25 protein-coding genes are annotated in these 26,693 nt (G+C 65.1%); 22 read left to right on the forward strand and 3 right to left on the reverse strand.

Annotated elements, in window-relative coordinates; genetic code table 11:
• The 6 genes from OCL88_RS02120 to OCL88_RS02145 form a co-directional block, all read left to right on the forward strand.
• A partial coding sequence (locus tag OCL88_RS02120) for an IS481 family transposase (RefSeq protein ID WP_264961445.1) occupies positions 1-656 on the forward strand: 656 nt, incomplete at its 5' end.
• Positions 657-667: 11 nt separating this feature from the next.
• Positions 668-3,082: a cation-translocating P-type ATPase gene (locus OCL88_RS02125; protein WP_264961446.1), complete on the forward strand. Its 2,415-nt coding sequence runs from the start codon at positions 668-670 to the stop codon at positions 3,080-3,082.
• Positions 3,083-3,104: 22 nt separating this feature from the next.
• A complete protein-coding gene (locus tag OCL88_RS02130; protein ID WP_264961447.1) occupies positions 3,105-4,103 on the forward strand; it encodes a zinc-dependent alcohol dehydrogenase family protein in 999 nt (332 codons plus the stop codon).
• An 89-nt stretch (positions 4,104-4,192) separates the two neighbouring features.
• Complete coding sequence (locus OCL88_RS02135) at positions 4,193-4,315, forward strand: hypothetical protein (RefSeq protein ID WP_264961448.1); 123 nt, start codon at positions 4,193-4,195, stop codon at positions 4,313-4,315.
• Positions 4,316-4,581: 266 nt separating this feature from the next.
• Complete coding sequence (locus OCL88_RS02140; protein WP_264961449.1) at positions 4,582-5,004, forward strand: Hsp20/alpha crystallin family protein; 423 nt, start codon at positions 4,582-4,584, stop codon at positions 5,002-5,004.
• Positions 5,005-5,125: 121 nt separating this feature from the next.
• Positions 5,126-5,383 carry a metal-sensitive transcriptional regulator gene (locus tag OCL88_RS02145; RefSeq protein WP_021472132.1) on the forward strand — a complete coding sequence of 86 codons (258 nt, stop codon included), beginning with the start codon at positions 5,126-5,128 and terminating at the stop codon, positions 5,381-5,383.
• Positions 5,384-5,417: 34 nt separating this feature from the next.
• Here OCL88_RS02145 and OCL88_RS02150 read toward each other — a convergent pair whose 3' ends face one another.
• The 3 genes from OCL88_RS02150 to ppsA are packed head-to-tail and all read right to left on the reverse strand — an operon-like array spanning position 5,418 to position 12,010.
• Positions 5,418-6,443, reverse strand: coding sequence for a 6-phosphofructokinase (locus tag OCL88_RS02150; RefSeq protein WP_264961450.1), 1,026 nt, complete (start codon positions 6,441-6,443; stop codon positions 5,418-5,420).
• Positions 6,440-9,595, reverse strand: coding sequence for an HAD-IA family hydrolase (locus tag OCL88_RS02155; RefSeq protein ID WP_264961451.1), 3,156 nt, complete (start codon positions 9,593-9,595; stop codon positions 6,440-6,442). Before OCL88_RS02155 ends, OCL88_RS02150 begins: the two co-directional genes overlap by 4 nt.
• Positions 9,596-9,601: 6 nt before the next feature.
• On the reverse strand, positions 9,602-12,010 hold the full coding sequence (gene ppsA / locus OCL88_RS02160; protein WP_264961452.1) for a phosphoenolpyruvate synthase: 2,409 nt from the start codon (positions 12,008-12,010) through the stop codon (positions 9,602-9,604).
• Positions 12,011-12,136: 126 nt separating this feature from the next.
• On the opposite strand from ppsA, the gene OCL88_RS02165 reads away from it, so the two are divergent.
• The 16 genes from OCL88_RS02165 to OCL88_RS02240 all read left to right on the forward strand — a co-directional run bounded on the left by OCL88_RS02165 (position 12,137) and on the right by OCL88_RS02240 (position 26,646).
• Complete coding sequence (locus OCL88_RS02165) at positions 12,137-12,466, forward strand: DUF3040 domain-containing protein (protein ID WP_264961453.1); 330 nt, start codon at positions 12,137-12,139, stop codon at positions 12,464-12,466.
• On the forward strand, positions 12,463-12,927 hold the full coding sequence (locus OCL88_RS02170; protein ID WP_166186263.1) for a flavodoxin family protein: 465 nt from the start codon (positions 12,463-12,465) through the stop codon (positions 12,925-12,927). Before OCL88_RS02165 ends, OCL88_RS02170 begins: the two co-directional genes overlap by 4 nt.
• Entirely contained in the window at positions 12,924-13,358 is a 435-nt protein-coding gene (locus OCL88_RS02175) for a universal stress protein (RefSeq protein ID WP_264961454.1), read from the forward strand. Before OCL88_RS02170 ends, OCL88_RS02175 begins: the two co-directional genes overlap by 4 nt.
• 43 nt (positions 13,359-13,401) lie before the next feature.
• Entirely contained in the window at positions 13,402-14,388 is a 987-nt protein-coding gene (locus tag OCL88_RS02180; RefSeq protein WP_264961455.1) for an ATP-binding cassette domain-containing protein, read from the forward strand.
• Positions 14,385-15,155, forward strand: a complete 771-nt coding sequence (locus tag OCL88_RS02185) for an ABC transporter permease (RefSeq protein ID WP_264961456.1) — start codon at positions 14,385-14,387, stop codon at positions 15,153-15,155. The genes OCL88_RS02180 and OCL88_RS02185 overlap by 4 nt, the downstream gene beginning before the upstream one ends.
• On the forward strand, positions 15,152-16,696 hold the full coding sequence (locus OCL88_RS02190) for a DUF4389 domain-containing protein (protein ID WP_264961457.1): 1,545 nt from the start codon (positions 15,152-15,154) through the stop codon (positions 16,694-16,696). The genes OCL88_RS02185 and OCL88_RS02190 overlap by 4 nt, the downstream gene beginning before the upstream one ends.
• Positions 16,677-17,675, forward strand: a complete 999-nt coding sequence (locus OCL88_RS02195; RefSeq protein ID WP_264961458.1) for a polysaccharide deacetylase family protein — start codon at positions 16,677-16,679, stop codon at positions 17,673-17,675. Before OCL88_RS02190 ends, OCL88_RS02195 begins: the two co-directional genes overlap by 20 nt.
• Positions 17,676-17,692: 17 nt before the next feature.
• Entirely contained in the window at positions 17,693-20,431 is a 2,739-nt protein-coding gene (locus OCL88_RS02200) for a cation-translocating P-type ATPase (protein WP_264961459.1), read from the forward strand.
• A 30-nt stretch (positions 20,432-20,461) separates the two neighbouring features.
• Positions 20,462-20,944, forward strand: a complete 483-nt coding sequence (locus OCL88_RS02205) for a hypothetical protein (protein WP_264961460.1) — start codon at positions 20,462-20,464, stop codon at positions 20,942-20,944.
• A 25-nt stretch (positions 20,945-20,969) separates the two neighbouring features.
• A complete protein-coding gene (locus OCL88_RS02210; protein ID WP_264961461.1) occupies positions 20,970-21,440 on the forward strand; it encodes a pyridoxamine 5'-phosphate oxidase family protein in 471 nt (156 codons plus the stop codon).
• A 5-nt stretch (positions 21,441-21,445) separates the two neighbouring features.
• The gene (locus tag OCL88_RS02215; protein WP_264961462.1) at positions 21,446-22,417 is read left to right on the forward strand and encodes an ABC transporter ATP-binding protein; all 972 of its coding nucleotides are present in this window, start codon (positions 21,446-21,448) and stop codon (positions 22,415-22,417) included.
• Between the two features lies 1 nt (position 22,418).
• Positions 22,419-23,591 carry an ABC transporter permease gene (locus tag OCL88_RS02220; protein ID WP_264961463.1) on the forward strand — a complete coding sequence of 391 codons (1,173 nt, stop codon included), beginning with the start codon at positions 22,419-22,421 and terminating at the stop codon, positions 23,589-23,591.
• Positions 23,588-24,754, forward strand: a complete 1,167-nt coding sequence (locus OCL88_RS02225) for an ABC transporter permease (protein ID WP_264961464.1) — start codon at positions 23,588-23,590, stop codon at positions 24,752-24,754. Before OCL88_RS02220 ends, OCL88_RS02225 begins: the two co-directional genes overlap by 4 nt.
• The gene (locus tag OCL88_RS02230; RefSeq protein WP_264961465.1) at positions 24,751-25,134 is read left to right on the forward strand and encodes a DUF5655 domain-containing protein; all 384 of its coding nucleotides are present in this window, start codon (positions 24,751-24,753) and stop codon (positions 25,132-25,134) included. The genes OCL88_RS02225 and OCL88_RS02230 overlap by 4 nt, the downstream gene beginning before the upstream one ends.
• Positions 25,135-25,182: 48 nt before the next feature.
• Positions 25,183-25,686 (forward strand): GyrI-like domain-containing protein, encoded by a 504-nt coding sequence (locus OCL88_RS02235; protein WP_264961466.1) that lies wholly within the window; start codon positions 25,183-25,185, stop codon positions 25,684-25,686.
• Positions 25,687-25,773: 87 nt separating this feature from the next.
• Positions 25,774-26,646 (forward strand): universal stress protein, encoded by an 873-nt coding sequence (locus OCL88_RS02240; RefSeq protein ID WP_264961467.1) that lies wholly within the window; start codon positions 25,774-25,776, stop codon positions 26,644-26,646.
• The last annotated feature ends 47 nt before the right edge of the window (positions 26,647-26,693 follow it).

A 26,693-nucleotide genomic window follows, 5' to 3' on the forward strand; every position in this document is an offset into this window, starting at 1 on the left:
AGGTCCTGACCCGGTACCGGATGCCCCGGCTGGCCTGCCTGGATCAGGGCACCGGCCTGCCCGTTCGCAAACCCGCACCACAACGCTACGAGCACGAGAACCCCGGGGACCTGATCCACGTGGACATCAAGAAGCTCGGGCGCATCCCGGACGGCGGTGGACACCGCGCCCTCGGACGGGCGAAGGGTCGACGCAACCGCAGGGCGGGAACCGGCTACGCCTACCTGCACCACGCGGTCGATGACCACTCCCGTTTGGCGTACTCCGAAATCCTCAATGACGAGACAAAAGAGACCGCATCCGCCTTCTGGCTGCGAGCCGTCGCATTCTTCGCCGCGCACGGAATTACCGTCAAAGCCGTGCTGACCGACAACGGATCGTGCTACCGCTCCCGGGCCTTCGCCGCGGCCCTGGGCCCGCACATCAAACACCGACGCACCCGGCCTTACCGGCCACAGACCAACGGCAAGGTAGAGCGCTTCAACCGCACCCTCGCCACCGAATGGGCCTACGCCCGCCCCTACGTTTCAGAAGCCGAGCGCGCTGCCACCTACCTGGACTGGCTCCACCACTACAATCAGCACAGAACCCATACCGGCATCGGAGGCAAAACCCCCATCAGCCGCGTTCACAACCTCCGTGGGAATTACATCTAGGGCGCCGGGCCATGCAAGGACTCACCCGGGCGGACGTCGCACTCCGCATCGACCATGGCCTGGACAACAGTGCACAACTACCAGCCAGTCGGAGTCTGCGCGCTATTATCAGGGCGAACGTCCTGACACTCTTCAATGGCCTGGTTTTTGCGGCCTTTGCGATGCTGCTCGTCCTGGGGCAATGGCAGGATGCACTCTTCGGGCTCGCCGCGATGGGAAACATCATCATCGGCGTGGTCCAGGAGTACCGGGCCAAACGGGCACTGGACCGTTTGGCCATCCTGCACAGTGCGCAGGCAACTGTGCTCCGGGACGGGACGGAACAAGTGATCCCGGGACGGGACCTCGTCAAGGATGACATTGTGGTTCTGGGCGCCGGGGACCAGCTGTCTGCCGACGCCGTCAGCCTTGGCCACGGCAGCCTCGACGTCGACGAATCACTCCTGACGGGCGAATCCGAACCCGTCCGGAAGAGTGCCGGCCAGGTCCTGCTGTCGGGTTCATTGGTGGTGTCCGGATCAGGGTTCGCCCGGATCACCACCGTGGGCCTTGAGACCTTCGCCCAACGCATCGCGACGGAAGCCAAACGCTTCTCGCTCGTGACCTCCGAAATCCGCTCCGGAATCAATAAGGTCCTGAAAGCCATCGCATGGCTTGTCCTTCCGTTGTCCGCATTGGTCCTCAATTCCCAAATGATCCAGCACGGCGGATGGAACGCGGCGCTCGCGTCCGGCGACTGGAAGGAAGGCGTGGTGCCGGCTGTGGCCAGCACCATCGCGATGATCCCCTTGGGCTTGGTCCTGCTGACCAGCGTGGCGTTCGCCGTCGGGGCGATCCGGCTGGTCAGGCTGCGGGTCATCGTCCAGGAACTGGCCGCCGTGGAGGTCTTGGCGAGGGTTGACGTCCTGTGCCTGGATAAGACCGGGACACTGACGGACGGCCGGATGGTTTTCGACGCAGTCCATCTGCTCGGACCGGAGGAAGAATTTCCGGATTGGCGGGACGCCTTGGAATGCTTCGGTGCCATCCAGCGTACAAACGCGACCGCCCGCGCCTTGAAGGCAGCCTTTCCGCCGCGAAGCGCCCAACCTCCCCTCGCCTCGGTACCTTTCGACCCTGCGCGGCGCTGGAGCTCCGTCACGCTCGCGGGTGCCTCAGGAGCGCCCCGGACGTGGCTCCTGGGCGCCCCCGGGGTTGTTCTTGGCACGGCTGAAGAGGCGCGTGGACGCGCTACCGCCTTGGCCTCCTCCGGCCTCCGGACCCTGGCTCTGGTACTGGCTGCAGGAAACGACGCCGGCGGTACCGGCGGGACTCCTTCTCCCGCCGGCGCTTCACCGGTGCTGCTCGTCACGTTTCGGGAATCGATACGGGAGGACGCCTCGGCCACGCTGGACTACTTCCGGCAACAGGGCGTGCAGATCAAGATCTTTTCCGGCGACGATCCCCGGACAGTGGGACTGCTGGCCGGGAGGTTCGGACTGGGTGGCCGCCCTGCCTGTGACGCCACAACACTCCCCGCGGATCCTGAAGCCCTGGCATCCTGTGTCCAGGACAATGACGTGTTTGGCCGGGTAGGCCCCCACCAGAAGAAGGACCTGATCCAGGCCCTTCAAAGGAAAGGCCACACCGTTGCCATGACCGGTGACGGCGTCAATGACATCCCCGCACTCAAGGTTGCCGACCTGGGCATCGCGATGGACACGGCCGCCCCGGCAACCAAAGCCGTGGCACGGCTGGTCCTGCTCGATGGACGCTTCAGCCGCCTGCCAGGCATTGTGGCCGAAGGGCGCCGGGCCATCAACAACATGGAACGGGTATCGATGCTCTTCCTCAGCAAGACCGCCTACGCCACGGTCCTGGCCGTGGCCTGCGGATTGTTGCTGCAGCCGTATCCTTTCCTCCCCCGCCAGCTGTCCGCCGTCGATGGCCTGACCATTGGATTGCCGGCGTTCTTCCTGGCCCTCCTGCCCAGCAGCCGTCGCTACGTCCCGGGCTTTCTGAAGCGTTCCCTGTCCTTCGCGATACCGGCAGGAGTCATCACGGCCACTGCCATTCTTGGGGTCAACACCTATGCGTCCCTCAGCGGCGATCACAGTGTCCTGACAAGCCGTTCGGCCACCACCATCACCTTGACCATCATCGGATCGTGGATCCTGGCTGTGACTTCCCGGCCCCTGAACGCAACGAAGGTACCGGTTCTGGCGGGATGCTATGTGGGGATGGCAGCGGTGATGGGCCTTGATTTCCTCCGCGGGTTCTTCCTGCTCGAATGGCCTCCACCTGACCTGCTGCTGGTCTCGGTGCTGACCGCGCTGGCGGCAAGTGCCGCCGTCGAGCTTGTGGGACGGTACGTTACCCGCGGCAACCACGGTGCGGACGTGACTTTCGCCTCTGGAAGGCGGGAAGGGTCCGTGCGAGCCTCCTGATATCCGACGACGAGGAAGAGTCATGCGTGCATGGTGGGTTGATGTGCCGGGGAAGATAGCGGACAGGCCTTTGAGGATGGGCGAACGCGAGGACCCGCGGCCCGGGCCGGGCGAGGTACTCCTGCGCGTGGATGTGTGCGGTGTCTGCCGCACCGATCTCCATCTCGCCGAGGGCGACCTTCCGCCCCGCCACGCCGGGGTGATCCCCGGCCACGAAGCCGTAGGCACGGTCGTGGAAAGTTTCAGCGGAGGCCGCTTCTCTCCCGGGGACAGAATCGGCGTCGCGTGGCTCGGCCAGACCTGTGGCCACTGCCCCTACTGCCGGCGCGGCCAGGAGAATCTCTGCTTGGCGCCTCGATTCACGGGGTGGGACCGTGACGGCGGCTTTGCCGACCATATGACGGTGAATGAGGACTTCGCCTATGCCTTGCCTGCGCGCTTCACCAACGAACAAGCGGCACCGCTCCTGTGCTCGGGGATCATTGGCTACAGGGCTCTGGAACGGGCTGCGCTACCGCCGGGAGGGAGGCTGGGCATCTATGGCTTCGGTGGGTCCGCCCACTTGACGGCCCAAATCGCCATCAGCAAAGGCGCGTCCGTCTACGTCATGACCCGATCGGCACAAGCCCGGGACCTGGCCCTCAGCCTCGGAGCGGTTTATGCCGGCGACGCCTACGATGCTCCGCCGGTCCCCCTGGACTCAGCCATTCTTTTTGCTCCCGTGGGCGAACTGGTTCCGGTGGGCCTGCGGGCGTTGGATCGCGGCGGAACCTTGGCCATTGCCGGCATCCACCTCACGGACATCCCGTCCCTCAATTACCAGAACGAACTCTTCTATGAACGGCAGATCCGCAGCGTCACCGCCAACACCCGGGCCGACGGCACCGCTTTCCTGGCCCTGGCCGCGGAGATCGGCCTGGCCCCTACCGTCACCACCTACGACTTCACGGACGCGGACCGTGCGCTGGAGGATCTGGCCAACGACCACATCACCGGCGCTGCCGTGCTGAAGATGCGCTGACAGATGCGCTGACAGATCCACCGACGCCGGTTCCGGTCCGGCGCCTGGGGGGACGATCCGGCGTGTGGGGGCCAGGGGCAACGTCAGGTGTGAGTCTCAGTGTCCTCTCCACCCAGCCGGCGCTCCAGCTTTTCTTCCGCGGCCTCCCGGCGTTTGCCGATGCGGAGCATCCTTTGGACCAGGGGGCTGCCTTGGAGCGGGAGACCCGTTAGCCTCTTGCGGGAACGCCCTTTTCCCTGGCCGTCGTTGGGCCGTTGGGGCTCTGACTCCGGGTTGACCCGTCCACCCATCACTGACTCCTCCCTGCACCCGGCAATTCCGCGGGCATATCCCCATCCTGCAGCAGTCCCCGGCGCAGGGTAAGGGCCGGAAGACCCCGGCGGGGGCGGGGACTTTGGACTCTGGAAGCCGCGCTGCCGAAGCGAAAAGCTGGTACTGCCGGGAAAGGTTCCGCGGCGGATAAGAGATGGAGGCTGGCATGACCGAGCTGACGAAATGGCTTGATGCGCGTCGCTCACCGATGGAGCTTATCGAGAGATTGTTCGACGGCGACAGCACCGCCGGGGGGATCAAAGTGGAGGAAGTGGTTGACGGGAATACGTTGGTGATCCGTGCCGAACTTCCCGGCATCGACCCGGAAAAGGACGCGGAGATCACCGTCTCCGACGGCGGCCTGACCATCCGGGCCGAACGCCAGGAAAAGAAGGAGCACAAGGAGAAGGACAGCTACCGCTCGGAGTTCCGGTACGGCTCCTTTGTCCGCCGCATACCTTTGCCGGACGGCGTGAAGGAAGGCGACGTGACCGCTTCCTACAAGGACGGCGTCCTCGAAGTACGGGCACCCATCCCGGAAAAGACAGCGACAGCTTCGCCCTCGAAGGTTCCCATCACCAGGAGTTGAGAACGTGCTACGGGCAGGTGCGGATGGGATGGCACCTGCCCGGCCTGTCGTCAGCCACCACTATCAGTACACCCATAGGGGTATACCATGGAGGGCAGCAACCCACCGATGGAGCACCCTCATGGAACTGAACCCCACCGAACTCACACCTGTAATCAACCGCCTCAAGCGCGCACAGGGGCAGCTCGCCGCCGTCACCCGCATGTTGGAAGAAGGCCGTGACTGCAAAGACGTCGTCACCCAGCTCGCCGCCGTTTCGAAGGCGCTGGACCGGGCCGGCTTCGCCATCATCGCCACGGGCCTGGAGCAGTGCATCATCCAGGAGGACCAAACGATGGACAGGAAAGAGCTGGAGAAGCTGTTCCTCTCCCTCGCCTGACGCCCGACGCCCGATAGTAGGGCAGCAGGGCAGGTCACCCGAACAGCATTTCGGCCTCCAAATACCGGTCCTCCGGGACCGTGTGCAGCTCACCAATCGCGGCAGCAAGGTCAACAGTGGTGATCTCCGTGCCCCGCGAGGAAACCATCACGCCCCACTCCCCCTTGGATGCTGCACGGACGGCCGCCATTCCCAACCGCGTTGCCAGGACCCTGTCGAATGCCGTGGGCGCCCCACCCCGTTGGATGTGCCCCAAGACCGTTGCCCTGCATTCGATTCCCGTCAGTTCCTGGAGCTGTTCCTCCAAGAGGTATCCGATCCCACCCAAGCGCGGACGGCCAAAGGTATCGAGTCCGCGCGGGAAGTAGGGAGCATCCTGGCCTGATGGAACGTAGGCCTCTGCCACCACCACCAGAGGTGCCCTGCCCCTGTTCCGGGCTGACAGGACCCACGCCGCTGCCTGCTCCAGGCTCACCCGGCGTTCCGGGATCAGGATGGCGTGCGCTCCGGCGGCCATGCCTGCATGAAGGGCAATCCAGCCGGCGTTGCGCCCCATGACCTCGGCAATCATGCACCTGTGGTGGGATTCGCCGGTGGTGCGCAGCCGATCGATCGCTTCGGTGGCCGTTTGCACGGCGGTGTCGAACCCGAAGGTGTAGTCCGTTGCGCTGAGGTCGTTATCGATGGTCTTGGGGACGCCGATGACTTTGATACCCGATTCGCCCAGGATCCGGGCAGCTGCGAGGGTGCCTTCTCCCCCCACCGCAATCAAGCCATCAACCTGGCCGCGCTCCAAGGATGCGATGACTGCCGGGGCTCCCCCGGACGTGATGGGGTTGGTCCGTGAGGTTCCCAGTATTGTTCCGCCCAGGCGCGAAAGGCCCCTGACCGATTCAAGGGTCAGGGGAACAGTGTTGTTGCTGAGCACACCGCTCCAACCGTCCAGGTAGCCCACGAAGTCATACTGCCCGGTCCGGACCCCGGCCAGGACTGCTCCCCGGATGACGGCATTGACGCCCGGGCAGTCGCCGCCGCTCGTCAGGATCCCCAACCTTCTCATCGCGATCCCGCCTGCAGCCTGAAACTCCGGCTCTCTCCTGCCGGCAGCATCAGTGTTTGGTCGCGGACCTGGATCCGGAGCGGAGGAGCGCTGCCGGGAGAGGACGTGACCCGGATCCGTTCTGTGGTCAGTTCGATGTCCAGCCAGTGTCCCTGGGTCTTCACCGTGAAGGACACGGAGTTGAGTCCGCGCGGCAAATTGGGGGTGAAGGTGATTCCTGAACGGCCAACCCGCAGCCCCGCGAAACTTCTTTGGATGACGTCCACCGTGCCCGCCATCGCACCCAGGTGGATACCGGCTTTGGTCGTTCCGTGCTGGGTGTCATCCAAGTCCGCGTCGAGTGCTTCGCGGTAGCTTTCCCAGGCGCGGTCAGGGTCCACGGCAGCCAGGACGGAGGCGTGCGCCACCCTGCTCAGTGTTGAGCCGTGCGCTGTCCTGGCGAGGTAGTACTCAACGGTCCGCGCCAGCTGTGCCTCGGTCATGCGGTAACCCAGTTGGTGGAGCATTGCGATGAGGCCGGAACCACCCAGCAGGTACGGCAACATGAGGACGTCCGCCTGCTTGGCGAGCTTATAGCGGTTGACGTCATCGCCTTCCGCCCCCAGGATCAGGTCCAGCCGCTCTATATTGTCGTACTCTTGCCGGTAGCCATCCCAGTCCAGCTCCCGCAAAAGATCGTAGCCTTCGAACTGGCTGATCAGGCCGTCTTTGTTGAACGGCACATACATGGCCCGGGAGAGCCTGCCCCAGTGTGCCCGCTCGCGTTTGCCGACACCCAGCCGTTCCAGCAGTTCCTGCTGTTCGTGGCCCGGGAACATTGAAGTGACTTCGGCCGCCTTGCCACAAACCCACGCCGCCATGACGTTCGTGTAAGCGTTGTCGTCCAGGCCGGGAACATCCCGCCCGGGCAACCACGTGTGGTATTCATCCGGGCCCGCCACTCCGCGGATGTGGTAGCGGCGGTGACCGGGATCGTGGACGGCCAGGGAGGCAAAACAGCGTGCCACGTCAATGAGCAGCTCTGCGCCGTGTCCCAGCAACCACGGGACGTCGTTGCTGGATTCGAAGTACTGCCAGGCGTTGAACGCCACTGCGAGTCCGGCGTGGACCTGCAGGTGCGAATAATCCGGCACCCATTGCCCTGAGCGCGGGTTGTAAAGCCAATCCGGTGTTTCTTCCGTGCCGTCGCTGCCGCTCTGCCACGGAAACAGCGCACCGGACAAGCCCTTTGCGACGGCGGCCTGGCGGGCGGCGGGCAGCCGCCGCCAACGGTAGTCCAAGAGGGCTTTGGAAACCTCGGGCATGCGCGGGTTCAGGACCGGGAGGACAAACAGCTCGTCCCAAAACACGTGGCCGCGGTATCCCTCGCCGTGCAGTCCACGGGCGGGAACACCGACGTCGAGTTCGGCCGTGTGCGGAGTCAGGGTCTGCAAGAGGTGGAACAAGTGCAGGTTCAGCACCAACTGAACCTGCACGGGCGCATCAAGCTGCACCTTGAACGGCCGAAGGACACGCCGCCAGGATGCTTTGTGCCGGCGCAACAGTTCTTCGAAGTCGCCCCCGGAACCTGCCAACGCAGCGGCAGCGGACGTGGCTGCCGACGAGGCTGCCCGGTCCCTGGACGTCGAGATCGCAATGATCCGGTCCACTGTGACGGGGTTTTCCTCCGAGGACCGGACCTGGAAGCTCCGGAAGTGGAAACCCGCCCGGCTTTCGGTCACTCCGGTGGACCCGGAGACGTCAACTGCCGCCGCAATGGCCACGCGCACCTGGCTTTGGGTGGTCTCCACCTCCGCGGCCAGGACCGGGCCGGCGTCGCGGGATGGCGGTATGGTCCTGTCGATCAGATGGACCTGGGAACTCAGCGGGGGCTCGGGCAGGTTGCTGTTGCGGACCAGGCAATTGACCCCGGCGGTGATATCCAGGAGCCCGCTCCAGTCGCGGGGTGTGAGCCGTGTCCGGATAGCCAGGATGTGCCGGGTGTCCATGGACACGAACCTCGTTTCTTCCAGGTGGAGATGCCTCCCGTCCGGCGCTTCCAGCAGGAGATGCCGGGTCAGGACCGCCTTTTCCATATTGAGGACGCGGCGTTCATGGAGGATCTCCAGGCCGCCCCCGGACCACCACTGGGTGCCTTCCAGGCGCAGGTCCAGGGGCAGGCAGTCGGGCAGGTTGACCATGTGCTCTTCCGCGACGGTTCCCTCGCCAATCGTGGACCAAACCCTGTTATACACACCGGCCAGATACGTTCCGGCATAGCGGCCGGGCCTGCGGTTTTCACTGACGGCTCCCCGTATCCCCATGTATCCATTGCCGAGGGTGGTCAGGGCTTCGCGGTGGCCTTCGTGCTCAGGATCCATGCCTTCGTAGATCAGCAGCCACGGATCCCGCATCACGAGGCCCAGGTCCAGTTCGGCGAGGTTGTTGATCACCACGTCGGCACCGGCAGCTTCCAGCTCCGCCCGGTTGCCGTGCCGGTCAACGCCCACCACCAAGCCGAATCCGCCCCGGCTTGCGGCCAGCACCCCGGCGACGGCGTCTTCCACCACCACGGCGCGCCGCACGCCCACGTCCAGCCTGCGTGCGGCCTCCAGGAATGTATCGGGGGCCGGTTTGCCGGCCAGGCCATGCGACGCTGCCACCCGGCCATCGATGACCACCGAGAACGAGTCCAGCAGGTTGGCGGCGGCAAGGACGGGGGTCGCGTTACGGCTGGAGGTTACCAACGCGGTGGCGACACCGGCGTCCTTCAAGTTCTCCAGGAACCGTCCGGTGCCCGGAAAGATCTGCACGCCTCCTTCCTGCAGCCGTCTCAGGTACGCCTTGTTCTTCCAGGCCCCAAGCCCGACGGCGGTCCAGTCGCCGCCGGCGTCCTGCGGGGTTCCCGGCGGGATGTCCACTCCCCTGGATGCCATGAGCCCGATCAGCCCTTGTTCCCGGGGCTTGCCGTCCACCAAGGCGTAGTAGTCATCCGGTGTGAAGGGGGCCCGGCTTCCATCCTTCGGGTAGCGGGGATCATGAATGATGGCTTCGTACGCCTCTTTCCACGCCGCGAGGTGAACGAGGGCCGTATTTGTCACCACTCCATCCAGGTCAAGAATGACTGCGTCGTAAGGAGCTGCAGCCGCTGCTGCGGTGGGCGACTTTTTCATTGACCGCTACAGCCATCGGAACTCGGCGTCGGCGATCAATGGCAGAGTGCGGAGGAAGGTGTCGGGGTTGAGCGAGATCGAGTCGATGCCTTCACCCACCAGGAACTCAGCGAAGTCCGGGTGGTTGCTGGGCCCTTGGCCGCAGAGTCCGATCTTGATGCCCGCCTCGTGGGCTTCCCGGATTGCCTGGGCGATCATGGCCGTCACGGCCGGGTCCCGTTCGTCAAAGATTCCGGAGAGCTGCTCGGAATCCCTGTCAACGCCCAGGACCAGTTGGGTAAGGTCGTTGGATCCAATGGAGAAGCCGTCGAAGTACGTGGCGAACCGGGCGGCGAGGACCACATTGGAGGGTATCTCGCACATCATGTAGACCTGCAGGCCGTCCTGCCCACGGACCAAGCCGTTGCTTGCCATGGCTTCCAGCACGGTGCGGGCCTCCTGGACGGTTCGGCAGAACGGCACCATCACAATGACGTTCCTGAAGCCTGCCTTCTCCCGGACCCGTTTCAACGCACGGCATTCCAAAGCAAAAGCCTCCCGGTATTCGTCGCTGTAATAGCGGGACGCGCCGCGGAAGCCCAGCATGGGATTTTCCTCGGGACGCTCAAAGAACGTCCCGCCAATGAGGTGGCCGTATTCGTTGCTTTTGAAGTCGGAGAGTCGCACTATCACCGGCTTGGGGTGGAACGGGGCCGCAATTTTCGCGATTCCGGTGGCCAGGACGTCAACGAAGTACTCCTCGGGATCCGCGTGGTTTGCCCACAGGGACGTGATGGTTTCAGCTTCGGCACCGTCAGTGACCCTTTCCGGGTGGACCAGGGCCATCGGGTGGACGCGGATCAGGTTGTTGATGATGAATTCCATGCGGGCCAGTCCGACGCCGGCGGCCGGCAACCGCCACCACCGCATCGCTGCTGCCGGGCTGGCCATGTTGATCATGAGTTGGGTCCTAATGGCGGGCAGCGTCCCGGTGTCAACCTCCTCGACGTCGAACTTCAACGTCCCTTCGTAGACGCGGCCCTGTTCACCTTCGGCGCAGGAGAGGGTCACAGGGGCGCCCTGCTCCAGCGTCAGGGTTGCGTTTCCCGTACCGACCACCGCCGGCACGCCGAGTTCCCTGCTGACGATGGCCGCATGGCTGGTGGGACCGCCGTGATCGGTGACAATGCCGGCAGCCCGTTTCATGATGGGCACCCAGTCGGGATCCGTCACGCGGGTCACCAGGATGGAACCGTCGATGAAGTCCTCAAGGTCCCGGGCGTCCAGGATCCGCGACACTTTACCGGTGGTGATGGCATCTCCCACGGCCGCGCCGCGTGCCAGGACAGTTCCGCTTTCCTCGAGTTTGTACATCCGGAAGGACGTCAGCGGGCGTTGCGCCTGGACGGTCTCGGGCCGGGCCTGGACCATGAACAGTTCGCCCGTGATTCCGTCCTTGGCCCACTCCATGTCCATCGGCCGTCCGTAATGCTCTTCCACAGCGACAGCCCAGCGGGCCAGGAGGAGCACTTCAGCATCACTGAGGACCAGCGCCTTCCGCTCCGCCTCGCTCGTGTCCACCATTTGCGTTCCGGTGTCCCCGTCCTGCCCGTAAATGAGTTTGCGCTCTTTGGTCCCGACCTCCTGCTGGATGATCGGAACAAGGTCAGGATCGGCGAGCAAAGGCTTGAAAACCTGGTACTTGTCCGGGTTGATGGTTCCCTGGACCACGGTCTCTCCGAGTCCCCAGGCCGCGCTGATCACAGCGCACCGCGGAAAGCCCGATTCAGTGTCGATGGAGAACATCACCCCGGATGCGCCCAGGTCCGAGCGCACCATGCGCTGGACGCCCACTGACAAAGCAACATCCAAATGCTCAAACCCCTTGATTTCCCGGTAGCTGATGGCCCGGTCGGTAAAGAGGGAAGCAAAGCAGCGCTTGCAGGCGTCCAGAACCGCTGCGGATCCCGCCACGTTCAGGTAGGTTTCCTGCTGTCCGGCGAAACTGGCATCGGGAAGATCCTCCGCCGTCGCACTGCTTCGTACTGCCACGGCCACGTCCTGTCCGCCGCCACGACGGCAAAGTTCAGCGTAGCCGGCACTGATGGCTGCAGCGGTTTCAGGCGGGAACTCTGCCCCCAGAATGGCCTTCCGAATGCGGCTTCCGGCTTCCCTCAACGACGTCTTCCGCAGGCGGTAATCGTTGATGCAACCGGCAATCAAGGACTCCAGGCCATTGACGGCCAGGAACTGGCGGTACGCATCCGCCGTCGTTGCAAAGCCTTCGGGGACCCGGACGCCGGCAGCCTGCAAAGCCCGGGTCAACTCGCCAAGGGAGGCGTTCTTCCCCCCGATCCTTGGAATGTCGGCAAGACCGGCAGCGTCGAACCACAGGACATGGGTGTTGGCCAAGGCAGCCTTCGGTGCTGAATCCATGATTGGATTCTGCGCTGGCCCGCCACGATGCGGGAGGGTCTTTGTACCCGCCGCTTGAGGTGACTTTCGGCCCTGTTTTGGTTGTGCCCCATTGAGCATGCTGGAGGCACAAGCAGGAGGCCGACCATGGAACTTTCACATTTCGAGAAACAGGAACTGGACAAGATCGCGCGCGGGCTGGAAGAAGACGATCCACGACTTGCCACCCTCATGAGCCTTCAGGACCTCCGGGGACACCGCTGGAAGCGGACCCAACGAGGCTTGCTGGTGGCCCTGGGCGGCCTGGGGATCCTGTTGGCCAGCCTCCCTTTGGGCAGTCCCCCGCTCGGGGTGCTGGGTTTCATGATGATGGGCGGCGGCACCTACTGGGCAACACTGCTCATGGACGACAACCCTCTTCGACGCGCCCCGAAGAATGCGGGGAACCTCCCTAACACCCACGAGGAAATGCCATGAAAGCTGTAATCATGTACGACTCGGCCTACGGGAACACAAAGTCCGTGGCTGAAGCAATAGCAGCGGGGTTGGAGAACAGCCGGACTGTCCCGGTGTCGCAATTCCGCAGCAGCGACGTCTCGGTCGGGGACCTGCTGGTGGTCGGCAGTCCGATCAACGGCTGGCGCCCTACCGAAGCCGTCACCAAGGCCCTGGACGCAGCCGGAGCGGACGGCCTGGCCGGCGTGCTGGCGGCGGCCTTCGATACCAGGGTCAAATTGTTCATCCATGGCGATGCCGCCAAGAAGATCTCCCACGGACTGCAGAAAGCCGGGGCCACGATCGTGGCCCAGCCCATGCCCTTCTACGTCAAAGGCACGGAAGGGCCGCTGCTGGAGGGCGAGATCAAACGGGCCTTCTCCTGGAGCCATGAACTGGCGGCTTCGGTGAAAGCCCTCGCGTCAAGGAAGGGCACATCATGAGCAGCCGTCTTGATCCCAGCAAAATCATCGTCGGCGTCGACGGTTCCGCCGCGTCCAAGCAGGCCCTTCGCGAAGGGCAACGCCTGGCGCTCGCGCTTAACGCCCCGCTCGAAGCGTGGGGCTGCTGGGAACTTCCCTTGGGCTACGAGGGCTACCTTGCCATGGGAATTGACGGTTTTGCCCACACGGCAGAGGAAAACGTCAAAGAAACCCTCAATGAAGTCTTTGGTCCGGAGTTGCCCAAGAATGTCAGTACGCGGCTGGTCCAAGGCTCCGCCCGGGCCGCCCTGGTGGAAGGCAGCAGGCACGCCGCCCTCCTGGTTGTCGGACGGCGGGGGCACGGTGGCTTCGGCGGGCTGCTTTTGGGTTCGGTCAGTTCCGCGGTGGTAGCCCATGCACACTGCCCGGTCGTCGTGGTCCACACACCATAGGCATCGCGTGGGAACAGAGGTCGGAACAAGGCAGGCCCGTCAGATGGAAGCACACCACATCCTTCCCCCGCCGTCGCAGGAGTCCGCGCACCTGGCGAACCCTCCTGCCGCCGTCGAGTGTTCTGCCTTGAGTAAAGCGTTCGGCCGCCACGTGGCGCTGGACGCCATCGACCTGCATGTCCCTCCGGGTTCCATCTTCGGACTCGTCGGGCCCAATGGGGCAGGGAAGACCACGCTCCTGCGCATCCTCACAGGGCTGTCCCGGGCGTCGGCCGGATCCGTGCACCTGTTGGGCCGGGAACTTCGCGCCGATGACCCGTACGTGCGTCGGGATATCGGGTACCTTCCGGACGTTCCCGCGTTCTACGACTGGATGACGTCCACCCAGGCCCTTCGGCTGGCCGGCCGGTTATCCGGCCTCGACGGAGCCGGGCTCAGCGGGCGCATCCGCGACACGTTGCAGCTCGTCCGGCTCGAAGCGGGCAAACAGCGCATCGGCAAGTACTCGCGCGGCATGCGCCAGCGGCTCGGTGTTGCGCAGGCTTTGATCAACGCACCAAAGCTGCTGCTGCTGGACGAGCCCACCAGTGCGCTTGACCCCGCGGGCAGGAAGGAACTGCTCGATTTCCTTGTGACCTTGCGGGGCCGGACCACGGTCTTCTTCTCCACGCACATACTCAGTGACGTCGAGCGGGTTTGCGACCACGTTGCTGTCCTGGACAAAGGGAAGGTCCTGTCCCAGTCCACCATGGAGGAACTCCGTGCCCGGCACGGCCAACAAACCATCGCCGTGGAAGTCACGGACGGTGCGGAGCAGTTGGCCCACCAGATCGCCCAAGCCCCTTGGGCGTTGTCAGTGCGGCCGGGCCCGGGCGGCGAAATCATGGTCCGGGCCACCGACCCTGCTGCTGCCCAACGTGGAATTCCTTCGCTCGTGGCGAGCGCGGCCATTGGCCTGGTCCGCCTGGACAGCGCCGAGCTCAGCCTGGAAGACGTGTTCCTTGAGCTGACGGGAGAACCAGCGCAGTGAAAACCTTCCCGGCCCTCGCCGCCAAAGAAGCACAGGAGATCGTCCACACGTGGCGGATCTGGGTTCTTCCCGCGATCATCCTGGTCTTCGCGGTGAGTGGCCCACCCCTGGCGAAGATCACCCCCGAACTCCTCGCGTCCCTCACGCCACCTGGCCAACAATCCCTGGTTTTGCCGCCGGCGACGTTCGCCGATGCCTACGGCCAATGGGTCAAGAACCTGTCCCAACTGGTCCTTTTCGCCATCATCATCATGTACGGCGGGATCGTCTCCACCGAGGTGCGCGACGGTACGGCCGCCTTCGTTCTGACCAAGCCCGTGCGACGCGCCACCTTCATCACCGCCAAGGCCGTTGTCCATGCACTTTTCATCGCGGTCGTGTTCGCGGCAGGAACCACCATCACGTGGATCACCACGGGTGTGGTGTTCGGCACGGCACCGGCTGCGCAGTTGTGGGGTCCGGCCGCCATGCTCTGCCTGTTCGCGCTGCTCCTGCTGGCGTTCATGGAGTTCTTCTCGGTGGTCATTCCCGCCCCGGCCGGGGCAGCCGGTGCAGGCCTGGGACTGTACGCCCTGTTGGCGGTGGGCGGGGCGTGGGACCCCCTGTTCAGGTTCTCGCCGGCCGGCATGCCCGGGATCGCGGCGAGCGTGGCCGCCGGCCAAAGCCATCCCGGAGCGGTGTGGCCCGTGGTGACGACGCTGATTGCGGCCGGGGCGGCGGTTGCAGTGACCGTGTTCATTTTCCAGCGGAAGGAGTTGCAGCCATGAAGCGACCAGGCGCAATCGTGATGCTCACAGTGGGAATCGTGCTCTCCCTCATCGGCTTCACCCTCGCCTCCGCCGGTGCTGCGGCGGCCTGGCTGGGCGCCGCACAGCGCGACGGCGGTTACTTCACGTCCCGGACGGAACGCTTCACTGTCCCGTCCTTCGCCTTGGTTTCGCCCCATCTGGACGCTGTTGGTGAGGGAACCCCCGAAAGGCTCCCCTTCGACGTCGGAACCCTGCGGCTACGGGCGACGGCCGCGGATCCGGAGCAAGACATCTTCATCGGGATCGCTCCCCGGGAAGACGTGGACCGCTACCTTGCCGGAGTGCATTACACCGAGTTGCAGGAAGTGAAGTTCAATCCCTTCCGGCCCGTCTACCGGGACGTTTCCGGACTGTCCAGCCCGGCCCCTGCGGGCAGCCAGGACATCTGGGTTGCTTCCGCATCGGGCCAAGGCCTGCAGGAACTAACGTGGAAGATCACACCCGGCACCTGGACGGTAGTTATCATGAACGCCGACGCGGCCCAAGGTGTCTCCGTGGACCTGCAGGCAGGTTTCAGGTCCGAGCTCATCAGGCCCGCAGCAACCGGCCTGCTGGTTGCCGGCGGACTGGCCCTGGTGGTCGGCTTGCCACTGCTGGTCATCGGCGCGGTGGGCCTGGGGCGTCGGGGGACGCCCGGGCCGCCACCACCGGCAGGGCCCGCGGGCCGCGGCCCCGCACCGGCCACTGTACCCGGTGGGTCGCCGCCGGCCATCACGTGGGACCAAGCCCATCCCGTCAGGCTGACAGGCCATGTGGACACCGGCCTCTCCCGCGGGTTGTGGCTCGTCAAATGGCTGCTGGCCATTCCGCACTTCTTCGTGTTGTTCTTCCTGTGGTTCGCTTTTGCCGTCACAACAGTTGTGGCGTGGTTCGCCATCCTCTTCACCGGCCGGTACCCGCAGTCGCTCTTCCACTTCAACGTCGGTGTGCTGCGTTGGACATGGCGCGTCGCGTTCTACGCCTATGCGGCAGGAGGAACGGACAAGTATCCGCCCTTCACCCTCGAGCAGGCCGACTACCCCGCCACCCTGGACGTCCAGTACCCGCACCGGCTCTCGCGTGGCCTGGTCCTGGTGAAATCGTGGCTGCTGCTGATCCCGCACTGGCTCGTCATCGGAGCCGTCACCGGTAGTGCGACGTGGGCCTGGCGCACCCAGGACGGCCCGGCAGGGGTGGTCACCGAACGCGGCGGCGGGTTGTCCCTGTTGGCCATTCTGGTGCTTATCGCCCTGGTGATCCTGCTCTTTTCCGGACGCTATCCGCGGCCCCTTTTCGCCTTCATCATGGGGATCAACCGCTGGGCTTACCGCGTCGTGGTTTACGGCGCCCTCATGAGGGACGAATACCCGCCGTTCCGCCTGGACCAAGGACCTGACGAACCCGATGCAGCGGACCCCCGGGACATGGACCCCCGGGACACGGACCCCCGCCCGGCCGGCCACCAGGGTCTGCCGGCCGAGCGGCCCGGAAGGCCTGACGGTGGCGGCGACCGGAGCTGAGTCACCACGCCCGGAGCGGGGACTCAGGGCACGACGCCGGGTGGTCGCCGTCGTGCTGGCAGCGACCGTGATCCTCCTGGCGGCCGCCGTCACGATCACGCTCCTGGTGGCGGGGCCCGGCGGGACGCCGTCGGCGACCACGTCCTCGGGTTCCCTGGCCCCGACCCCCGGCACCACCGGCGTCGTGTCTCCCTCCCCCACCGCTGATACAGGACCCACAGCGGACACGGAACCCACGGCAACGACCGGTGGAACGACGCCACTCCCCCCGGAACCCGGCCCCACCGCTAGCAGCCCCGCGCAGCCCCCGACTCCCGGTGCAACAGCCGCGCCGCCCATTCCGCCGGGGCTGCTGGGGCAGGACCTGACCATCATCCCGGGGGCCGGGAACAACATCGCCCTGACATTCGACGCCGGCGCGAACGCCGCGGGGCTGGACAGCATCCTGGCAACGCTGGCAAACAGGCAGGTGGCCGGAACATTCTTCCTGACCGGGGCCTGGGCCGCGTCCAACCCATCCGGCGTGGCACGGATCGTGGCGTCCGGGCATCGGGTGGGAAACCACTCCATGACCCACCCCGCAATGACCCGGCTCCCGGAGCCGGCCATCGCCGCGGAAATCCGGGATGCCGAAGCGGCGATAACCGCTGCCGGAGGCGACCCCCGGCCTTTGTTCCGCTTCCCGTTCGGAGACCGGGATGAGCGGACCATCAACGCGGTCAACTCTTTGGGCTATGTCCCTGTCCGCTGGACCGTGGACACCTTGGGGTGGAAAGGCACCAGTGGCGGCATGTCCCGGAGCGGGGTGGCAGAGCGGGTCCTGGGCAACCTGCAACCCGGCGGAATCATCCTCATGCACCTCGGTTCGAATCCCGACGACGGCAGCACCCTCGACGCCGACGCATTGGCTGACGTCATTGACGGCATCCGGGCCGCCGGGTACGGCTTTGTGACCCTCGACCGGCTGCTTGGCCCCTAGGCATACGGAATTCCGGCATGAACACCGCGTCCGATACGGCCCACCACAGCCTGGCTGCGCATGAAGTGGTCCTCATCCTGGAGACGGACGCCCTAAAGGGGTTGAGTCCGCAGGAAGCCGCCACCCGCAAGGGCGTCTTCGGACCCAACGTGCTTCCCCGCCCGCAAGGCGCAGGATTCCTGCGGTCGCTGATCCACCAGGTCAACGACCCCCTCATCTACGTCTTGCTCGCAGCCGTGGCAGTCACCCTTCTGTTGGCTGAGTATGTGGACGCCCTGGTCATTTCGGTGGTCGTGATCGTGAACCTCGCCATCGGCCTGCTGCAGGAATCCAGGGCCGAGGCCGCCTTGGAAGCGCTGCGTTCACTGGTGCCCGCGGCCAGCACGGTCATTCGCGGTGGCGCAAAGATGGACGTGAGGTCCGAAGAACTTGTGCCCGGGGACCTGGTTTTCCTCGAAGCGGGAGACAAGGTGCCTGCGGACATCCGTTTGGTGCGCCTCGAAGGGCTGGAAGCCGATGAGTCAGCCCTCACCGGGGAGTCCGAGCCGGTGCCCAAAGACCAGATCGTCCTGCCCGTGACCACCCCCGTGGCTGATCGCCGCAACATGGTCTACAGCGGCACGCTGGTCTCCGCCGGCAGCGGGGCCGGGATCGTCGTTGCCACCGCAGGCGGCACTGAACTTGGCGAGATCCAGCGGCTGATGGGAGCAATCCGACGCCAGCCAACCCTGCTGACACGCAAACTGGGAGGTTTCAGCAAGGCTTTGACCGGGGTCATCCTGGGGCTGGCGGCAGTCACCTTCGTCTTTGGGGTGGCACGGGGCCAGCCGGCAGGTGAGATGTTTACCGCCGCCGTGGCCCTCGCGGTAGGCGCTGTCCCGGAAGGGCTGCCCGCCGCAGTATCGGTGACACTGGCTATCGGGGTCAGGCGGATGGCTGCGCGCCGTGCCGTTGTCAGGCGCTTGCCTGTTGTGGAGACCCTTGGCAGCACAACGGTGATCTGTTCGGACAAAACCGGAACATTCACCGAAAACCAGATGACAGTGGTGTCTGTGACCACGCCATCGGGGCACTACCACGTCTCAGGGACCGGCTACAGTCCGGAGGGAGCCATCACGACGGCGCAGGAAACACCGGGTGCTGCCCCTCCTGGTCCGGTGGCGGATCGCGACGCTGCCCTCTACTGGTGCCTGCTGGCCGGTGCCGTCAGCAACGACTCCGCCCTGTCCCGGGAGAGCGGACAGTCCCGCGGGAACGGGCAGTGGCGCGTGCGGGGTGATCCCACCGAAGCCGCAATGCTGGTGGCTGCACCCAAAGGAGGCATCGACACAAAGCTCTTCCTGGCGAGGAACGACGTCCTGCAGAGCCTGCCTTTCACGCACGAACGCCAATACTCGGCCAGCCACCACCGGAAGGGCACCTCGCCGGATCAGGGGATTCTCCTGGTCAAAGGAAGCCTGGAACGGATTCTCGGGCTGTGCACCGGCCGGATGGGCACCGACGGAAGCATCTCAGCCCTTGAACCGTCAAAAGCGTTCGGGGAGGCTGACCAGCTGGCGGGCCGGGGCTTGCGCATCATTGCCACCGCCGTGGGATTTACGCATGGCCAAGCTCCCCTGCAAGACACCGGGGCGGTGTCAGGGCTGGTCTTTACGGGGTTCCAGGCCATGCAGGATCCACCCAGGCCGGCGGCAGCGCGCGCAGTGCAGTCCTGCAAAGACGCCGGCATCGACGTCAAGATGATGACGGGCGACCATCCCCGCACAGCCGCTGCCATCGCCGCTGCTGTGGGACTGGACGGGAACTCCACTGTTGGCGGCCTGCTGACCGGAACCGACGTGGAGGGACTGACCGGGGATGAACTGAGCCGCGCCGTGAACACGGCGACGGTCTTTGCCCGGGTGACGCCGCAACAGAAACTCCGGCTCATCGGGCTCCTGCAGGACAGTGGCCACATCGTGGCGATGACGGGCGACGGCGTCAACGACGCACCCGCACTGCGGCAAGCGGACGTGGGTGTTGCGATGGGCGGATCCGGCACGGAAGTGGCCAAGGAAGCTGCCGACATCGTGCTCACGGACGACAATTTCGCCACCATCGAAGCGGCAGTGGAGGAAGGCCGCAACGTCCTGGACAACCTGTTCAAGTTCATCACGTGGACACTCCCCACCAACATGGCCGAGGGGCTGGTCATCCTCGTGGCCATCCTCATGGGATGGACTCTGCCGATCCTCCCAACCCAGATTCTGTGGATCAACATGACCACCGCCGTGGCTTTGGGCCTCATGCTGGCCTTTGAACCCAAAGAACCAGGCCTCATGTCCAGGCCACCGCGAGATCCTGACAGGCCGCTGTTCACCCGGCAGCTGGGCCTGCGTGTCCTCCTCGTTTCGGCCCTGTTGGTGGGTGGAACGTGGTGGACTTTCCAGGGCGAACTGGGGCGGGGAGCCTCTCTTCCCGAAGCCCGCACGGCCGCATTGAACCTGTTCGTGGCCTTCCAGATTCTCTACCTCTTCAGTTGCCGCTCACTCGGCCACCCGGCGTGGACCGTCAAGCCCTTCAGCAACCGCTGGCTGGCCGTCGGGGTTCTCCTGCAGGTTCTGGCCCAGGCCGCGATCACCTACCTCCCGGCGATGAACACGCTGTTCCATACCGCGCCACTGGACCTGCAATCCTGGCTTGCAGTCTTCCTGGCGGCCGCTGCGGCGTGGGGAGTAGTGGCGCTGGACAAACATTTCCGCCCCAACATCACCTAACGTCCGTCCCAACATCTGTAGGAGAGTCACATGGTCCGCATACTGCTTCTGATCGTGCTGGGCTTCGGGGCGCTGACCTCCCTGGCCGGAGGACTTGCCATGGCGCTCGGTTCCTGGCTGGGCCCCGAAAAACTCGGGCTGCCTGTTGAAGCGCAGGTGCCCCTTGAGTACCTCAATGGTTCACCCTTCAGCTCATTCGTGGTCCCAGGGCTCCTGCTGGCCCTCATTGTCGGTGGCCTGCATGTCGCTGCCTTCGTGGCCATGTTGCGACGCCACCGCCTGGCGGGCCTGTTGACGGCAGCAGCGGGCTACTCGATCCTGGTCTGGATCTTCGTCCAAATGATGCTGATCCCGTTCAGTGTGCTGCAGGCGGTCTATTTCGGCGCAGGACTTGCCGAGCTTGGCCTGTTGCTGCTGATGCTCAAGGTGGCCTCCCCGCTCCCCGGCCCCGTGACCGCGGGCAAGAAAGTCACCGGTCAGCGCGCCCAAGGGACTTTGGGCCCTGTCGGGTAATCCGGACCGCCCATAGGATCGCGGCATGAACGAGAAGAACCTAGTGCCTGATCCGGAAATACTGGAGCCCGACGATTGCTGGCGGCTGCTCACCGAGACCAACGTCGGGCGGCTTTCTGTCATCGTGAACGGCCATCCGGATATCTTCCCGGTGAGCTTCGTGGTGGACGGCCGCAGCGTGGTGTTCCGTACCGGTATGGGAACCAAACAGCAGGCCATCGAGGCGGACTCGGTGGTGGCACTCGAAGCCGATGCGGTGAGTGCCGAGTTCGGGCTTGCCTGGAGCGTCGTCATCAAGGGCCAGGCAACGCAGGCGGGCCCCTCCAGCCCCGGCCTCTCCGAGGCCCGCCGGGGCATGTTCCCCTGGCAGGGGGTCGGCAAGGAACTGCTGTACGTGATAGTTCCTGACTCCATCACCGGACGGCGTTTCGACCTGAGCGCAACCAACTCGTTCGACACTCCGCTCAACGAGGCCACCAGGGCAGGCCTGGAATAGGTTCCATGGTGACTGGCGGAACGACCACCACCATCACGGACAGAGTCCTGACCGTCAGTCACCTGGTCAAGAAATTCGGCGACGTCACCGCGGTCAACGACGTATCGTTTGAGATCCGCCCGGGTGAGACGTTCGGCCTCCTGGGGCCGAACGGTGCCGGGAAGACCACCATTATTTCCATGGTTGCCGGGCTTTTCCCTCCCGACGGCGGCAGCGTGGACGTTGCCGGCACCGCCATGTCCCCCTCAAGCGTGCAGGCCAAGCGGAACATCGGGCTGGTACCGCAGGAGCTTGCCATCTATCCGGACCTCAGCGCCCGGGAGAACCTGCACTTCTTCGGCAGGTTGCAAGGGCTGCGCGGTAAGGAGCGGGAGGCCCGGGTCACCGAAGTCCTGGATCTTCTAGGCTTGAGCGACCGTGCCAAGGAGCAAACCAAGAAGTTCTCGGGTGGCATGAAGCGGCGGCTGAACATCGGGATCGGACTGCTGCACCGTCCGCATCTGCTGATCCTGGACGAGCCGACGGTGGGCGTGGATCCGCAATCGCGCAATTCGATCCTGGATGCCGTGCATCGACTGTCCGCCGCGGGCACTGCCGTGCTGTACACCACCCATTACATGGAAGAGGCCCAACGCCTCTGCGACCGGATAGCCATCCTTGACCAGGGCAGCGTGCAGGCGGAAGGGACCAGCGACGAACTGATCACCCTGACCGGTGGAGCTGACCGTATCGACCTGGAAGGCACCGGGGATATGGCGGCAGCGGCCCAGGCCATCAGAGGGATACCAGGGGTTCAACGGATAAGCCCCGTGGGGACCTCAGGCTTGACCCTGACGGTTTCCGACGGGCCCCGCATTCTCGCCTCGATCGTGACCGGAGCCGCAACTGCCGGCATGCATGTCACGTCCGTCCAAGTGTCCAGGCCGGATCTCGAATCAGTTTTCCTCCATCTCACGGGGAAGGCACTCAGGGATTGACGTGAACGCACTCACGGCCCTGGTGGCCAACGACCTCAAGCAACGGCTCAGGGACAAATCAGTCCTGATCTTCGGCCTTTTGGTGCCCTTGGCATTGATGACCGTGCTCAACCTGGCTTTCGGGGGCTTAGGCGACGACGGTCCGGCCCTCAAGCCCGTGACCGTCACCGCCGGCGTCGAGGACGAAGGGCCGCTGGGCGATGTGGTCCTGGAATCCTTGGTTTCCTCGCCTGCCTTGGAGGTTTCCGTTCGGCGCGTGGCACCCGGCGACGTCTCCCGGAGCACCCTTGACGGCGGGAGTTCACTCGGCATTGTCATCCCGCAGGATTTCACCGAGTCACTGACAACCGGAAGAGCCGCTAGCCTCCAGCTCACAAGGGGCTCCAGCCCCTCACTGGAAACCGATGTGCTCATCTCCGTGGTCAAAGAGATCGTCAAGGAGCTCCATGCCGCTTCCCTCACCGGAGCGGCAGGCCGGATCGCCGGCCTCTCCCCTGCCGCAGCGAGCGACATCGCACGGTCGACGGCGGCTGCCCCACCGCTGATGGCGCTCAAGGAAGCCACAGCACCCACTGAGCAACTACCCCTCCGCGCCTCGCTCGTGGCCGGCCAAACCGGGTTGTTCCTGCTGTTCACGGTGGGTTTTGGCGTGGTGGGGCTGTTGGTGGAAAAGGAACAGGGAACGTTTGCCCGGATCAGGTCCGTTGCGGTCCCCCCATGGACCATCACGGCGTCCAAGGCCGTGGTCGGGTTCCTGCTGGGAGTAGCCGCCAGCACGGTCCTGCTCACCAGTGGCATGGTGTTCTTCGGGGTGGCCTTCGGTTCTCCGGTAGTGGTGGGATTGCTGGTCATTTCGGCTGCAGCAGCGGCCACCAGCCTGACCTTCATCGTGGTGCGGCTGGTCCGTTCGGCTGAACAAGCCAACGTAGCCCAGTCGATTATTGCCATGGTCCTGGGAATCGCAGGCGGCGCCTTCTTTCCCCTTCAATCCACGGGGTTCCTGGCAACGGTGCTGGAGTTGAATCCAGTGGCGGCCTTCATCCGCGGGCTGGGAATATCAGCCGGGGGCGGCGGAATCGGGGATGTCCTGGGACCCCTTGGCGTCATGTGGATCTTCGCCGCTGCCTGTACGCTCCTCTCCCGATTCATTCCCGATCGGAGCGCGGCGCAATGAACCCCGTGCTGGCCATTGCCGGTGTGGAGCTAAGGCGGTTCTTCCGGGATCGGTCCAACATCTTCTTCGTCTTCATTTTTCCCCTGATGCTGATCCTCCTGCTGGGAATCCAGTTCGGGGTGGGGTCCGCGGGACCAATAGTGGCTGTGGCAGGAGGCGAGGGCACGCCCCTGGCCCGCGACCTCACGGACCGGCTCAAAGCAGAAGGCCTCACCGTCCGCCCGGACACGGCGTCCGCGGTTCGCCGCGACGTAAGCCGCGGCAGCACTGACGTCGGACTTTTCATCAGCGAGCAGGCCGGGAAAGCCTATGACGACGCCGGACCGGTGGAACTTGAGGTTCTCGCCGCGCCCGATGCTTCAGGGCAGACCGCTTTGCAGGCTGTACGGGCAACAGTCCGGGACCTGGGCAGGACGCAGCTGCAATTACGGGCCCTCATGGACGGCGGCGTGACGGAGGACGCCGCGCGCTCGGCCCTGGCGCGTGCCAAAACCTCCACCGTTGAACCCACGGTGCAGGTGATGGAATCCGGCGGTGTCTCCTCGGAGTTCCGCGGCCTGGGCCGGTTCGACCTGGGCGCCGCCCAACAACTGCTGCTGTTTATTTTCCTCAGCTCCCTGACAGGCGCGGCCGCCCTGATCCAGGCGCGCCGCTACGGCGTGATCTCCCGCGCCTTGGCGGCGCCGGTGACCGCCGCCCGGACCATGACGGGACTGGCCTTGGGCAGATTCGCCATCGCAGGGGTCCAAGGCATCTACATCCTGCTGGGCACCGCCCTGCTGTTCGGCGTTGACTGGGGGAACCTGTGGCTCGCGATGCTGGTGGTCGGCGTCTTCAGCCTTGTGGCCGCGGCAGCCGCGATGGTGGTCGGCTCGATGCTGGACCACGACGGCGCCGCAACCGGTGTGGGCATAGGTTTGGGTCTGGTGGTGGCCGGCTTGGGCGGCTGCATGGTGCCGCCTGAGTTCTTTTCCGAACCGATGGCTGCGGTGTCACGCTTCACTCCGCACCGCTGGGCCTACGATGCCATCGCTGAGGTCCAGCGGCACGAAGCGGCCTTGCCGGACATCCTTCCGCACCTGGGAGTCCTGGCAGCGATGGCCGCGGGTCTGTTGGTCCTGGGAACCTGGCTGCTCCGGCGAAGCCTGGCCCGGGCGTTGTGAGCACCAGCGCCGCGGCACCGGGACTCCCTGAGGAAGCCCGTACTTTCTTCGCCGGTTCCCCGGCAGGGTTGGAGATCGGTGAAGCGGTGTTCGCCTGCATCCGCGACGTGGGCCCGTGTGAGGTCCGGGCGACAAAAAGCCAGATCGCTTTCCGGCATGGCCGGGGGTTTGCCTACCTGTGGCGGCCCGCCATGTACGTGACGTCGTCCGTGCCGGCAGTCCTGTCCCTGGCACTGCCCTACCGGCTAGCTTCGGCCAGGTTCAAGGAAGTCGTCCAACCAGCCGCGGGGCGATGGATGCATCATCTGGAACTGCCCACAGCGGAGTCCGTTGACACCGAGGTCCGGCACTGGCTCCGGCTGGCGTTCGAGGCAGCTTAGGGTCCTTTGGCCCTGCCGCCGGGAAGGCTGTGAGGCGATTCTGGTGTTATGGCTACCATCGAACCTCAGCCCCGGCCCATCACGTCCCCGGAGCAGCACACTGCAGTGGTCCGCGAGCGCGTGGCAATGACCGGACTTACCGACTTTTTCGGCCGGGCCTTCGGTGCCGTCATGGCAGCGGCGCAGGCCCAGCATGCAAGCCCCGTTGGCCCGCCTTTTGCCATGTATCACGGCATGCCGACGGACACCGTTGATGTGGAAGCCGGGTTTCCGATCACCCCCAACTTCACGGGTACCAGCGATGTGGCAGCCAGCAAACTGCCTGAGTCCGAAGCTTTCGAGGCCATCCATCGGGGCCCGTACGACACCCTCGAAAAAACCTACGCGCTCATCATTGAGCGAATGAGTGCAGAGGGCAAGACGCCTTCAGACACCATGTGGGAGTTCTACCTCAGCGATCCGGTCAGGGAACCGGACCCTGCCACGTGGCAAACGCGGGTGGTGTGGCCTGTAGCCCAGGACACTATGGGCCGGCAGGCACCCGCCTCGTGAGGTCCATGCATTCCTAACGCGGCAGGACGCGGCCGGGCGCGGCCGGGCGCGGCCGGGCGCGGCCGGACAGAAGAAAGAAGCATCGCCATGAGCACCACCAACCCAATCGTTGTGGCCGTCAAGGATTCTCCGCAAAGTGAAGCGGCCCTTGGGTGGGCCGCTTCACGGGCCCGCAAACACCATGTGCCGTTGGTCATCCTCCATGTGTTCGACGACCACTGGTCGTTGAACCCCGCTACGTGGAACAAACAGCTCCGGAAGGCCGGAGAGGAGCTGCTGGCATCGGCCGCCTCCCGGGTGAGCGGGCAATTCGGTATCGATGCCACCACCGAGCTGCTGACCGGCAGCGTCGCCGGCGCACTGGGCCATTACGGTCCGAACGTGGGGCTCGTGGTGGTCGGTTCCGGAAGTCCGCATCTTGGCGGCACCCTTACCGACAGGGCCCTGCAGATCGCAGGAGTTACACCGGCTCCTCTCGCAGTGGTCGGTACTGCTGACGCGGATGGCGGGAGCGGCATTGTGGTGGGCGCCGACGGCTCCGAACTTTCGCTGCGTGCGGTCGAGTTCGCCGCCGCGGAGGCGGACAGAGAAGGACAGGAACTCACCGTCCTCCACGCCTATCAGGCTCCGGACCCGGTCAGCGACGCGGGGCTGGCACCGGCCGAGCTCGCGGAACTGATGGATGAGCAGGAACGCGTCATCCTGTCCGAGACGGTTGCGGGCCTCCGCAGCACCTACCCGGACCTGGTTGTTCACAAAGTGCTCGAACCCGGCAAGGAAGCGGTCCGTGCCCTCACCGATGCGGCCGCAGGGGCCCGGATGCTGGTCATGGGCAGCCATGGCCGGGGCGGCTTCGCCCGCCTGGTCCTTGGCTCCACAACCCATGGTGTACTGACCCACCTTCCGTGCCCGACCGTCGTCGTACCTCCCAGCCAGGATGGCAGCTCCACGGATTCATAGGTCCTTTGTCCCTGTTGCACCGGCAGGCGGTAACTGATCATGGAGGG

It is taken from the genome of Paenarthrobacter sp. PAE-2 (assembly GCF_026013155.1).
GTDB classification, from domain to species: Bacteria; Actinomycetota; Actinomycetes; order Actinomycetales; family Micrococcaceae; genus Arthrobacter; species Arthrobacter ureafaciens.

Coding starts and splice junctions, on each gene's coding strand:
- OCL88_RS02240 (WP_264961467.1), top strand. CDS start 25,774: ATGAGCACCACCAACCCAATCGTTGTGGCCGTCAAGGATTCTCCGCAA.
- OCL88_RS02165 (WP_264961453.1), top strand. CDS start 12,137: ATGGAACTTTCACATTTCGAGAAACAGGAACTGGACAAGATCGCGCGC.
- OCL88_RS02125 (WP_264961446.1), top strand. CDS start 668: ATGCAAGGACTCACCCGGGCGGACGTCGCACTCCGCATCGACCATGGC.
- OCL88_RS02175 (WP_264961454.1), top strand. CDS start 12,924: ATGAGCAGCCGTCTTGATCCCAGCAAAATCATCGTCGGCGTCGACGGT.
- OCL88_RS02205 (WP_264961460.1), top strand. CDS start 20,462: ATGGTCCGCATACTGCTTCTGATCGTGCTGGGCTTCGGGGCGCTGACC.
- OCL88_RS02215 (WP_264961462.1), top strand. CDS start 21,446: ATGGTGACTGGCGGAACGACCACCACCATCACGGACAGAGTCCTGACC.
- OCL88_RS02150 (WP_264961450.1), bottom strand. CDS start 6,443: ATGAGAAGGTTGGGGATCCTGACGAGCGGCGGCGACTGCCCGGGCGTC.
- OCL88_RS02155 (WP_264961451.1), bottom strand. CDS start 9,595: ATGAAAAAGTCGCCCACCGCAGCAGCGGCTGCAGCTCCTTACGACGCA.
- ppsA (WP_264961452.1), bottom strand. CDS start 12,010: ATGGATTCAGCACCGAAGGCTGCCTTGGCCAACACCCATGTCCTGTGG.
- OCL88_RS02225 (WP_264961464.1), top strand. CDS start 23,588: ATGAACCCCGTGCTGGCCATTGCCGGTGTGGAGCTAAGGCGGTTCTTC.
- OCL88_RS02170 (WP_166186263.1), top strand. CDS start 12,463: ATGAAAGCTGTAATCATGTACGACTCGGCCTACGGGAACACAAAGTCC.
- OCL88_RS02190 (WP_264961457.1), top strand. CDS start 15,152: ATGAAGCGACCAGGCGCAATCGTGATGCTCACAGTGGGAATCGTGCTC.
- OCL88_RS02140 (WP_264961449.1), top strand. CDS start 4,582: ATGACCGAGCTGACGAAATGGCTTGATGCGCGTCGCTCACCGATGGAG.
- OCL88_RS02235 (WP_264961466.1), top strand. CDS start 25,183: ATGGCTACCATCGAACCTCAGCCCCGGCCCATCACGTCCCCGGAGCAG.
- OCL88_RS02145 (WP_021472132.1), top strand. CDS start 5,126: ATGGAACTGAACCCCACCGAACTCACACCTGTAATCAACCGCCTCAAG.
- OCL88_RS02130 (WP_264961447.1), top strand. CDS start 3,105: ATGCGTGCATGGTGGGTTGATGTGCCGGGGAAGATAGCGGACAGGCCT.
- OCL88_RS02210 (WP_264961461.1), top strand. CDS start 20,970: ATGAACGAGAAGAACCTAGTGCCTGATCCGGAAATACTGGAGCCCGAC.
- OCL88_RS02180 (WP_264961455.1), top strand. CDS start 13,402: ATGGAAGCACACCACATCCTTCCCCCGCCGTCGCAGGAGTCCGCGCAC.
- OCL88_RS02200 (WP_264961459.1), top strand. CDS start 17,693: ATGAACACCGCGTCCGATACGGCCCACCACAGCCTGGCTGCGCATGAA.